The organism is Pedobacter frigiditerrae (genome assembly GCF_004331645.1).
Lineage (GTDB): Bacteria > Bacteroidota > Bacteroidia > Sphingobacteriales > Sphingobacteriaceae > Pedobacter > Pedobacter frigiditerrae.
This window is the reverse complement of record NZ_SJSK01000004.1, coordinates 57123-69508: the sequence shown is the minus strand read 5'-3', so window position 1 is coordinate 69508 and position 12386 is coordinate 57123. Positions and strand designations below refer to the sequence as shown.

At 34.5% G+C, this 12386-nt stretch carries 9 protein-coding genes; 4 read left to right on the top strand and 5 right to left on the bottom strand.

Annotated features, from left to right (window positions below; all coding sequences use genetic code 11):
- Positions 1-40 precede the first annotated feature (40 nt).
- From EZ428_RS15420 to EZ428_RS15400, 5 genes are all read right to left on the bottom strand, one after another.
- Entirely contained in the window at positions 41-547 is a 507-nt protein-coding gene (locus tag EZ428_RS15420) for a hypothetical protein (protein WP_131554086.1), read from the bottom strand.
- A gap of 10 nt (positions 548-557) precedes the next feature.
- Positions 558-1064, bottom strand: a complete 507-nt coding sequence (locus tag EZ428_RS15415) for a hypothetical protein (protein ID WP_131554085.1) — start codon at positions 1062-1064, stop codon at positions 558-560.
- 83 nt (positions 1065-1147) lie between these two features.
- Positions 1148-3979 carry a TonB-dependent receptor gene (locus EZ428_RS15410; protein ID WP_131554084.1) on the bottom strand — a complete coding sequence of 944 codons (2832 nt, stop codon included), beginning with the start codon at positions 3977-3979 and terminating at the stop codon, positions 1148-1150.
- A gap of 2 nt (positions 3980-3981) precedes the next feature.
- Complete coding sequence (locus EZ428_RS15405; RefSeq protein ID WP_131554083.1) at positions 3982-5232, bottom strand: 6-bladed beta-propeller; 1251 nt, start codon at positions 5230-5232, stop codon at positions 3982-3984.
- 382 nt (positions 5233-5614) lie between these two features.
- Positions 5615-6739: a CofH family radical SAM protein gene (locus EZ428_RS15400; RefSeq protein WP_131554527.1), complete on the bottom strand. Its 1125-nt coding sequence runs from the start codon at positions 6737-6739 to the stop codon at positions 5615-5617.
- Between the two features lie 239 nt (positions 6740-6978).
- Between EZ428_RS15400 and EZ428_RS15395 the strand changes: the two genes are divergently transcribed.
- The 4 genes from EZ428_RS15395 (at position 6979) to EZ428_RS15380 (ending at position 12324) form a co-directional block, all read left to right on the top strand.
- Positions 6979-8217, top strand: a complete 1239-nt coding sequence (locus tag EZ428_RS15395; RefSeq protein WP_131554082.1) for a M16 family metallopeptidase — start codon at positions 6979-6981, stop codon at positions 8215-8217.
- A complete protein-coding gene (locus EZ428_RS15390) occupies positions 8210-9484 on the top strand; it encodes a M16 family metallopeptidase (RefSeq protein ID WP_131554081.1) in 1275 nt (424 codons plus the stop codon). The genes EZ428_RS15395 and EZ428_RS15390 overlap by 8 nt, the downstream gene beginning before the upstream one ends.
- Before the next feature lie 259 nt (positions 9485-9743).
- Positions 9744-10208: a GNAT family N-acetyltransferase gene (locus EZ428_RS15385; RefSeq protein WP_131554080.1), complete on the top strand. Its 465-nt coding sequence runs from the start codon at positions 9744-9746 to the stop codon at positions 10206-10208.
- Between the two features lie 223 nt (positions 10209-10431).
- Positions 10432-12324 carry an alpha-L-fucosidase gene (locus EZ428_RS15380; RefSeq protein ID WP_225871076.1) on the top strand — a complete coding sequence of 631 codons (1893 nt, stop codon included), beginning with the start codon at positions 10432-10434 and terminating at the stop codon, positions 12322-12324.
- The last annotated feature ends 62 nt before the right edge of the window (positions 12325-12386 follow it).

Below are 12386 nucleotides of genomic sequence, written 5' to 3'. Positions count from 1 at the left end.
GACTGATGTGTTCATCGAGCAGCGGAAATAAGTTTTATTCTTACTTGCTAATAGAAAAACCTTTAAAGAAAACATCTTTATTAGCGGTGCTAATACCCGCAGGAACAAAACAAGTTAAGGAATAAGATATATCGTTAACTAAAAATATGTTAATGTATACCGTAGATTTATTTTCTTCATTTATACCTTCAAGAGAATATGTTTTTACGTTGTTAACCTGATTAACCTTAATATCGCCGATGGCATATTTTGGCATCTTAGATTTGATATCACCTACAATAACATCAATAAATTTAATTCTGGTTAATAAAGAATCGGTACTTGTTGCCGATAGAAAAGAACTTTTATCAATCGGAACCACAACAACGCCAAATACGGTTCCGGTACTGTCTCTAGCAATATATGTGCTTTCTGAAACCTTTTTCGTCTCTGCGGGAAAAGAGAGGGTTAATCTCTCATCAAACTTTTGTTTTACCCAATCTTTTTGAGCATTTGCACAAAAATTTAAACTGACTAGAATTACAACAATAGATAGTTTTTTAAACATTAGGCTCAAATTACTTGGAAATGAAAATATTTGTCAAAAACAAATCTGTGTTTTTAGTGCTTTTTCCATCTGGAACCATACTGGTAATGCTATGGCCAGTTCCGTCTACAAAAACAATATTCATGTATATAGTGGTTTTGTTTGCTTCATCTCTTCCAGTAACATAATAAGCCGTATTACCTTTTATTGTAGTAATTTTAGCAGACATAAAGGTAAACTTTGACATTGTAGGGGTTAAACCAGACATAAATTCATCTGCGAATTCTTGCGTTTTTACTTGTGTATTAAAATCATCCAATGCCATTCCTGTTACCTTCAAAAGATCAACAGATGAAACTACAAAAACTACCCCATCATTATCCTTAAAGCCATAACTTTGCTCATTAAGTTTTTTAGGTTCAATAGGGAAGTTTACAGTTACTTTCTCATTAATTTTTTGTTTAAACCATCCTTCCTGTGCATTTACATATATGCTTATAAATGAAAGAAATAATACAAGGGTTGCTTTTTTGAACATAATTGAACTTTATTAATAAAAAATTAAGGCCTACTTATCTGCAGTCCAAATTATAAAAATAAAATTGATTTTTATTTTAAATACTACTTTTTAACCGCTGCATTGTTTCCAAACTTGCGTGGATAATAAGACAGTGTTACCATGAAATATTGTTGCAATACGTTTCTGGTAGAAGTTGTAAATGTATTAGTTCCTGCAAAGTTAAATATAGCCCTGTTTTGTTTCAGTAAATCTAAGGCAGATAGTTTGATTTCTGCGTTATTACCTTTTGTAAAACGGTAGTTAAATTCTGCATTCCAAATTGTAAAGTTCACGGTCTCACCAACAGAAGGATTATTACTATTAAAACTTACATTACTATTCAAAGAAAACTTTTTGGTGAAATTGTAGTTAGTACTTAAGCTCGAAGTAAGTGTTGTATTCTTATATGCTGTGTTTAGCGATTTTTGCTTTGATGAACTGGTTCCAATACTTTGGGCGCCTTCTAATGCAAATTTATCCTTGAAAGTAAAGTTAGTAGAGATTTTATTTTCAGTTGAAGTATTGTTAGAAAAATTAAAAAGTCCATTTAAGTAGTTGGGTGTACGATTAACGTTAAAGCTAGTGGTATAGCCAAATTTCAACTCGGCAGATTTAAACTTTAATGATTTACGTACGTCTCCATATATACGAGCGTATTTAGTCCCATCAGCATTTGCCAAATAATTATTTCTTCTATTTCTGGCATCAATAAACGAACTGTCAATAATTGCATCCTCAGTTAAACCAATTGAAGCGTTTGCGCTAAAGTTGAGTGTATTCTTACTTCGCATGTCATATCTGTAAATACTTAAGTTTAATGACTTGGTTTTTGCTTCTACAAGGTTCAGGTTTCCTCTTTGTAGGTTATATAAATTAGTACTATCTGTTAAAGGTGCCAACTGATTAATCGTGGGAATGATAATCTGTGTATTGTAGTTTAATGAAATGCTGGTTTGATGTGTTCCGTATTGGTAATTAGAATAGGAAATGCTAGCTGTTGGAATGAAATTGTTGTAATCTCTATTTATGTTTTGAAAACTTTTTATTGATTTATTGTCTTGATAACTCAATTGTTGTGCAGCAGTAAATCTGATGCTTAAATTTTTATTATAACGATTGCTTAAATTCTTGCTAAAGTTTTTGGAGATAGAAAACCCTGGTGTAAAAACCGCTTGATTGGTTTGTAAATTATTGGAAAGGTAATTGTTTACTTGATATGTACCGCTATTTAAATCTTGTACTTGATTGTTGTTTTTGTTATTGTCTAAATCAAGTTTTGCCGTTATTTCTCCATTAAAGTCAGATAAATTTTTATTGCCAAAAATCAATGATCTCAAATCACGAACAGTTAAATTGATATTCTGATTCAAGGTTTTAGCATCCGTTTGATAATTTCTGTTGAAATCTCTATTTAAGGTAGGGGTTAACAAATCTTTAAATTCGGTAATTTCATTTCTATCGCTATTTCTATTATTCATAGATAAATTATAGCTTAAGTTAAAACCTTTAAATCTTTGTTTCCAGTTGTTATAATTGTTGTAGCTATAATTTGCTCTTAAATTTAAATTTTGACTGTCCGAATTACTAGTACTCCTTCCATCATTTGTACTGATTGGCTTGTTATTGTTATCAGATGCATTTCTAAGATTGATTGATTTACTGCTGCTGTTATCGGTATTAAAAGATTCACTGATGTCAATTTGATGATTTTTTTTAAAGTAATTAAACTGTGAATTTATACGATGACTTTCACTATTGTTAACGGACGTATTTTCTGAAAGAGAAAATATTTTATTATTAGTAGATAAGGTTGTAATGTTATCAGTTTTACCACTGTTGTTTGTTTCTGTATTTCTGAAATAATAATCAGCACTCATCGAACTTTTGTTATTCCACTCTTTACTGTCTGGAGTAAAATTATAGTTCATCTTAGCACCAGCAACAATTCCTTTATTAATACCTGTTTGCCTAAAATCTGGTTGATATTCTACACTCGTACCTATACCTTTGAAAGTACTGTTTCGAACTAAAGTATTAATGTCATTTGGTATTTTGTTAACATCATTTGTAGCTCCAATAATCGAGAGCTGTAATTTTGGTGTGGTAAAATTAATATTCCCATCAAGCTGGTAATGATTATCGGTTCCGTATCCAATACCAATCTTTCCAAAATAAGACCTGTCTTTTCCTTTTTTTAGTTTTAAATTGGCAATAAGGTTACTGTCTAATGGATTATTGCGGTCTGCATTATTAAATATCTGGATTTTCTCTAATGCATTTTTTGGTATATTTTGAAGCGTTACTTTATTATCGCCATCAAAAAATTGTTTTCCATTTACCAATAAACTCTTCACTTCTTTACCATTAACTGTAATGATACCATCGCCCCAAACTGTAATGTTTGGCACTTTTTTGAGCAAATCCTCTACCGTTGCATTTGTATCTAATTTAAAGGCAGCTGCATTTATTTCTAAGGTATCGTTGTTGTAGGTAATAGGAGGTATGCTAATCACCACTTCCTTCAGGGTCTCATTTCTAGGGTTTAATACTAAAGTTTTTAAATCAAGTAGGGTTTCACCTTTCGGAATTGTTATTTTCTGACGGAGTGTTTCATATCCTATATTGCTAATGTCAATTCGTAATATTTGACCAATTGGCACATTTGTAAATTTAAATTCACCGTAATTATTACTTAACTGATAATTTAAAACAGAACTATCAGCACGGTAAATAGAAACGGTGGCAGCCTTTAGTACATAATTGTGGGCCGTATCGCGAACTATTCCTTTTATTGTTCCTGTGGTAGGTGCAGAAGGATTTGTAGGTTGTTGTGCGTAAGATGAGGAAGCGCATAGGCATAACATACCTATGGTTAAAACGAAAAGGAAGCGCATAATTATTTGGTTTTTGGTTTAAAGACTACTAGTACCGGGTTACTCTTTCTGTCGCCAGTTTTAAAGTAATTTTCTAAGAGTGGAGGATACTTTGTTGTCTTACCCGCACTTCGTTCTTTAAAAGCAAACATGGCTAAAGACGAATAACTGGTGTAAAACTTTCCATCCTCAAATGCCAAAAAACCACGATTTTCAAAATCATAACCAAAGCCCGAATCGGTTATAGGTAAAAAGGAAGAAAGGCTATCAGGTTCTAAATCTTGAAAAGAAATCAATTCGCTTGTTTTGATATTGTATATTAAGTTTTTCTTTTGATCCTTGTCCCAGAAAACGTTTGAAAACCTTAAGTAGAGGTTGTCTCCTAATAAATAGCTCTTCCCTAAACCATGTATAACCTTTTTATTTTTTTCGAAATAATCGAATCTTTTCTTAACATAGATTGGATTGGTTAGAAAGTCTTTAGGTAGAGTATTAATAGCAGGGAGCACGAATTTATAGGCTAATGAAACTTTATCTGGTGTTATTTTATAGAGGTTATAATCATAAAAAGTACTCCAGAATGCTTCATTTGGAGCATATTGACTAATTCCACCATCACCATACCAATCATCCGTTTCGTATAATTTAGTGTCAAATTTAAAATAACCAATGGTATCTTTTTTAACTTTATTAATGACATTTAACTTATAAAAAGTACTGTCCTTTCCTTTTTTGATATACATTCCTAGTTTTGCAACCACATTACCTTTAGACATGGTAATCTCGTCAGAATAGCTATAGTTTTTTACTTTTTTAATGAATTTGCCATCCATTGTAAAATATTGAACATTGTTGCTGGTAAAGATTACGATATAGTCTTTCCCTTCTTCATTTACGGTTCTGAAACCGTAAGACTGTGCTTTTTCTTTGTCTTCTTTATCAGTTTGAAGTTTGGTAGCATCAATTTTGCTGATGTATTTTCCTTCATCACTAAAGAGTAGGATGGACCTAGTGTCGTAATCATAAATAACGAACTTATTGCCAGCTATCTTTAGTTGTGCGATATTTCCAAATAAACTTTCTTTTGTGGTTTCTAGAGGGATAAATTTTACTTCATCAAAAATCTGAGAAATGGCAGCACCTCTTGCACTTTGAGGGTCTATTCGTAAAGTAACCATTCCGATACTGTCAATTTTACCAGTTTGAGCGAAGGTTAATAAGGTTAAGGATTGCGCATAGAGCAAAACATAGAGGAACAGCTTAAGCGGTTTCATAGAGCGGTAATTGTTATTCAGTTAGGTTAAAAATTGTGTGTTGACCAATGATAACTAAAAAGAACGTTATTCTCTGAAGTTTTACAATTTTTAACATTTTGGTAATTTAAAAGATACAATTAGGGAGATTATTTTAAGAAATGGTTTGAAAATAGATTATAAATATGATGTCAGTCTGAGCGGAGTCGAAGACCCTCCATTAAACCCCTGCCTGTCCGGCAGGCAGGCTTCGACTACGCTCAGGGTGACTACTCATTATGAGTTTATTCGATGAAATTTAACAACTTCTAAATAGTTAGCTAAGGGGATATATAACCAAAAACCCTAATTAGAGATTTCTAAATAGGGTTTAAAGTTTTCAAAACTGAAAATGTAATATCCATTAATAAGTAATAACTTGTTCTTCTAGTTGGCTAGGTAAATCACGGTAGTTATATTGTTGTCCACGTAACTGAGGCTCAAAACCTGCTTCTTTAATTGCAGTCTGAATTCCGTTTGCTGTAAAACGATGTGGAGCACCTGCTGCTGATACTACATTTTCTTCGATCATGATAGAACCGAAATCATTAGCCCCAGCGTGTAAACACATTTGAGCTACCGCTTTTCCAACAGTTAACCAACTTGCCTGTATGTTTTTAACGTTTGGCAGCATAATTCTGCTAAGCGCCAACATCCTTACGTATTCATCGCCAGTAACGTTATTGCTAATACCTCTTAAGCGTTTTAATAAAGTACCATCATCCTGAAAAGGCCAAGGAATAAAGGCTAAAAAGCCTTTTGCGTGTTCAGGTTTTTCACTTTGTACTTCCCTAATCCACACTAGATGCTCAAAACGTTCTTCAATGGTTTCTACGTGGCCAAACATCATAGTTGCAGAAGTAGTGATGTCTAATTGATGTGCAGCTCTCATCACATCAAGCCATTCTTGTCCGCCACACTTACCTTTAGAAATTAATCTTCTAACCCTATCATTTAATATTTCTGCCCCGGCGCCTGGTAATGAATCCATGCCATTAGCCTTTAATTCCCTTAAAACTTCAGTATGTGAAATTCCCTCTAGTTTAGCAACGTGAGCAATTTCTGGTGGACCTAAAGCGTGTAGCTTTAAATCTGGATATAATTCTTTCAGCTCCTTAAAAAGGTTAGCATAAAAACTTAAACCTAAATCTGGGTGATGCCCCCCTTGCAATAAAAGTTGGTCTCCGCCTAAGCGAAAAGTTTCTTCAATTTTAACTTTATAAGTTTCAATGTCGGTAATGTAACTTTCATCGTGACCAGGCCTGCGGAAGAAATTACAGAATTTACAGTTGGCAATGCAAACATTAGTAGTGTTTACGTTACGGTCAATTTGCCAAGTTACTTTTCCACTAGGTACTTGAATTTTTCTTAACTCGTTTGCAACATAAGCCAGCTCTGCAGTTTCTGCATTGTGGTATAAAAAAACGCCTTCTTCTTTCGTTAAAAAGTCGAAATTCAAAGCCCGCTGTAATAATTCGGCAGTATTCATGTACAAAGATAATTGTTTTAGTCGGAAAGTTTTTCGTCCATCGTCTGTCGTTTGTCGTTTTTTCTGGCGTTTTTCGTTCATCGTTCATCGTCTGTCGTTTGTCGTTCATCGCTTGTGGTCAAACGAACAACGCTCAACGGTCAACGAACAAACAATTTAACATTATCCCGACTAAACATCTTTCATTTTACATTTTCCATCTTACCTTTTTATATATCTTTACCGCTCTAAAAAATTATATGGTAGACTTTAATCGTTTTACACTTGCCAATGGCTTAAAAGTTTTGGTTCACGAAGATCCAACAACGCCAATGGCAGTTCTAAATATTTTATATGATGTTGGTGCAAGGGATGAGGAAGAAGGAAGAACAGGTTTTGCGCATTTGTTTGAGCACTTAATGTTTGGTGGCTCTGTAAATGTACCTAACTACGATGAGCCTCTGCAGCGTGTTGGCGGTGAGAACAATGCATTTACAAGTAACGACATTACCAATTATTACATCACTTTGCCAGCAGAAAACATTGAAACTGCGTTTTGGTTAGAAAGTGACAGGATGTTGAGTTTGGCTTTCTCTGAAAAGAGCTTAGACACACAACGTAACGTGGTGATGGAAGAGTTTAAACAACGTTACCTAAATCAGCCTTATGGCGATGTTTGGTTAAAGTTACGCCCTTTAGCCTATGAAACTCATCCTTACAGATGGGCAACAATTGGCCAGGATTTAGCGCAGATAGAAACTGCCAAAATGGAAGATGTAAAAGCATTTTTCAAAAAACATTACACGCCGCAAAATGCGATTCTGGTAGTTGGTGGAAACGTGAAAACCGAAGATGTGAAAGCCCTTGCAGAGAAATGGTTTGAACCTATCCCGGCAGGAGATAAATACAATAGAAATTTACCTAAAGAACAGCCGCAAAATGAAGCAAGGACACTTACCGTTAATGCAAGCGTGCCTTTAAATGCCATTTATGTTGTGTTTAAAATGCCACCTAGATTAGACAAAACTTACCAGGTTTATGATTTGCTGTCGGATATTTTATCGCAAGGCCATTCTTCTCGTTTGTACAACAGCCTGTTAAAGGAACAGCAATTATTTAGCGATATAAATGCCTATATGTCTAGCAGTTTAGATGAAGGTTTATTTATTGTTGAAGGTAAATTGATAGCTGGAGTAGAGATGGAGGTAGCTGAAAAAGCAATTTGGGCAGAGTTAGAAAAGATTGCTAGTCATTTGGTAACGGATGATGAGCTGACCAAGGTGAAAAATAAATCTGAATCGATCATGGTTTTCTCTGAAATGAGCTTGTTGGATAAAGCAATGAACTTAGCTTATTACGAATTGTTGGGCGATGCACAGTTGTTAAATGTCGAAATTGACAAGTATTTAGTAATTACAGCCGAACAAATTCAGGAAGCAGCAAAAACCACCTTTAAAAAAGAAAAATCTTCTACCTTATATTATTTAGCCAATGCTTAATCGTACCATAGCACCTGATTTTATACAGGTAAATGAAATCAATTTTATTAAACCAAAAGCCCAACAACTAGACAATGGGATTAAGGTTTTTACGGTAAATGCTGGTCAGCAAGAATTAGTTCGCATAGAATTTATCTTTCAGAATGTAAATTACGACCAGAATAAACCTCTACAAGCAGTTTCTGTAAACAGTTTGATTAATAATGGCACAAAAAAATTATCTGCCAAACAAATAGCAGAACAGGTAGATTATTATGGTGCATATTTGCAGACAGATTATGGAGCTGACCATACTGCGATCACACTACATAGTTTAAATAAACACCTAGTTTCGGTTTTACCTATCATTTGGTCAATTTTAAATGAAAGTATTTTTCCTCAACAAGAGTTGGATATTTTTATTCAGAACCAAAAGCAAAAGTTAAAGGTAAATCTACAGAAGAATGATTTTCTGGCTCGTAAAACCTTCGCCAATACCATTTTTGGGGAAACCGCTTATGGCTCTGATATTTCAATGTCGCATTACGATGATTTAAAGAGAGATGATTTATTGGCTTATTTTAAAGCGGCTTTTAAACCAGAGAATTGTACCATCATTGCTGCAGGTAAGTTTGAAACAAAAGAGTTCGATTTATTGAATCAGTTTTTTGGTAAATCTTGGGAAAATCATAATGCTTCAGTGGCAAATGAATTTAATCATTTACCCATTGCAGGTAGCGATGTTTACATAGAAAAGGCTGATGCTGTGCAGTCTGCCATTAGAATGGGTAATTTAACTATCAATAGAAAACATGAAGATTTCGCCAAATTACAAATCGTAAATACCTTGTTAGGTGGATATTTCGGTTCTCGTTTAATGGCTAATATTCGTGAAGATAAAGGTTATACTTACGGAATTGGTTCAGGTATTGCATCTTTAAGACATGCTGGTTATTTCTTTATCGCCACAGAAGTAGGAACAGAAGTTTGTGTGAGTGCTTTGGAAGAGATTGAAAAAGAGATTAATATTTTAAAGACAGAGCTAGTAGCGGAAGAGGAGTTAGGCTTAGTTAGAAATTACATGCTTGGTTCTATGTTGGGCAGTTTAGAGAATGCTTTTTCTCACGCTGATAAATTCAAAAACATTTATTTCTCAGATCTGGATTACGATTATTACACCAAATACATTCATACCGTAAAAACGATTACACCTGAAGAAATCATTGCAACAGCAAATCAATATCTAGATTGGAACGCGATGACTAAAGTTGTGGTGGGTAAGAAATAATAATCCGTCATAACAAACCGAGCGCCTGCCTGTCCGTCTAGCAGGAATATAGCGCACATAGTTTGAAATATTCGTCATACCCAGCTTCCCGAAGTAAATTCGGGACAAGTGGCTGGGTATCTCAAAGCGATAGAAAGGTTAACTGAATTGCTCAATTAACCTAATGGTTGGTTTAACTGACCGATAGTAAAATGAAGAACCAACCATAATTAAAACATTTACCACTACTTTTCGTTTGTAGTGAACATTTATAATACTGATGAACAATCTCACTGAAAACCCAGCTTACACTTATAAAATTAACCCAGATTTAAACAGCATAGATTGGGACTATGTAATTTCTTTATTCTATAAAATTGAGTGGAAACATCGCAAAGCGGAAGAAATAGCTTTGGCTTTTAAAAACAGCACTACTACCATTTTTGTGTTTGAAGGTGATAAAATCATCGCCTTTGGCAGAGTTGTGGGCGATGGCAGATATTACGCCATGTTAGCCGATATCGTGGTAGATCCAGATTTTCAGGGACAGGGTTTAGGAAAGTATTTGGTAACTACCTTAAACAATCAATTAGAGAATTATCACTTTGTAAATTTAAGTGCAGCACCGGGGGCAGATCCTTTTTATAAAAGTATGGGCTGGAAAAAACAAACTACTGCCTTTATTTGGCCACAAGGCCCTAAACAGTTGAGGCAGCATTGCGAGCAGGATGAGCCTTTAACTTAGCTTCCCTTCAGCATTTCTCGTTATATCTCTTCTATGTCGTTTCATTAAAAATAAATCTTCTATGCCAAAATTGAAGAGTTATTTGCTGATTTAACGAACTTTATTCAGCTTGCTTTTTGATATAATTGTTTTCCAAACTACGTCATTCGAATATGATGTAGTTAAAGCAGTACAAATAAAGATTGATGGTTTTCGATTCTATCAACACTAAAATTATGAGCTGATGAGAATTGATTTTATGAAATACCTAAAAACCTATAACCTGATTTTCTTCCTTTTTTTTGCTTCAAATCTTTTGTTTGCGCAAACAGGCGATGAAGAGGCCATGCTTAATCAAGCCAAATTAAGAGATCAAGAACAAATTGATAAGGCTTTAAATGGTTGGTGGAAAGATTCTCAGAAAGACAACGCAAACAGATTAGCATGGTGGACAGATGCTCGATTTGGAATGTTTATCCATTGGGGTGTTTATTCGTTGCCTGGTGGCGAATGGAAAGGCAAAAAGGTAGATGGCTATGCAGAACATTTAATGCGGAAAGAAAAAATCTTTCGTGCCGAATACCTAGATGTTGCGCATCAGTTTAATCCTATAAAATTTAATGCAGATGAATGGGTTAAAGCTGCTAAAACAGCTGGAATGAAATATTTCATTATCACAGCAAAACATCATGATGGTTTCGCTTTATTCGATTCGAAAGTATCCGATTTCACCTTAGCTAAACAAAGTCCTTGGAAACATGATCCTTTGGCTGAATTGCAAGAAGCTTGTAAAAAGCAAGGAATTAAGTTTGGTTTTTACTATTCTCATGCATTTGATTGGGAACATCCAGATGCACCCGGAAATGATTGGGAATATAATAATCCGGGAGGGGATAAATTACTATTTGGGGGCGCAAACTGGTTTGATCGACATCCAGAATTATTGCCGAACGCTGTTAAATATGTAAATGAAAAAGCTATCCCGCAAATTTTAGAATTGATCCAAAACTATCATCCAGATATTTTATGGTTCGACACACCCGGAAAATTGCCACTTTCAGAGAATATCAGGATACTAGAGGCCATTCGTAAGTCAGATCCAAATGTGGTTGTAAATGGTAGATTGGCAAGGGCATCAAATCTTAATTTAGGCGACTATCAAAATACAGCGGATCGCCCTGCCGAGTTTTTTCCTGTTAAGGGTGATTGGGAGGCGATACCAACAACAAATGAATCATATGGATACTCAAAATTTGATAAACGTCACAAGACCAGTGCTTTTTTAATACAATTATTAGCTAAATCAGCATCTCGGGGCGGCAATCTGTTAATGAATATTGGCCCAAAAGGAGATGGTGCATTTGATGTTGCCGACCAAAAAATATTGACTGAAATTGGAAAGTGGATGGCAGTTAACAGTGAGAGTATTCACGGAACCTCCAAAACCCCATTAACGCTTCAGCCTTGGGGTGTGTCAACACAAAAGGACAATAAACTTTACCTTCATGTATTTAATTGGCCTAGTAATGGGAAATTAATCGTTGGTGGACTTCAAAGTGAAATCACTAAGGCTTATTTGTTAACTGTGCCGAATAAATCATTAAATTTTAGTAGGGTTAATCCAAGTGATTTAGAAATTTCGGTTCCTAAAAAAGCCATTGATACCGCTAGTACTGTAATTGTTTTGGAAATAAAAACTCCAGTTAAAGTTGATGATGTCCGGCTTTTATCTTCAGCAAGCAACACCTCAAATCAGCTGTTGGCCTTTGATGCGAACTTAATTGGTAAAGGCTTTAAGTTTGGAGATGGCAAACCCGGAAGGTATTATGTAGAGGGATTTACAAGCAATGCTCAAGAAATTAATTGGGAATTTAGGTTGCTAAAAGCCACAACTTTTAACCTGCTGCTAAAATATAGTGCAGACAACCAGAATGCAGGAGATTTTGATGTAATTGTTGATGGTAAAGTATTTAAAAAATCAAGCGCAAAAACAGCAGATAGGGTAGACACAGTAATAGAGATAGATTTAGCTGATTTATCGCTCAATACTGGTCAGCATAAAATTTCTATTAAGCCTAGTCATATTTTGAAAATCGGATTAATGAGGTTAATGGAAATAGACTTGTTGGTTAAATAAAGCTGATTTTTTCTTGATATAATCTTTGTATTTAAATAATTAATTTAAATGTAAATCTGTTT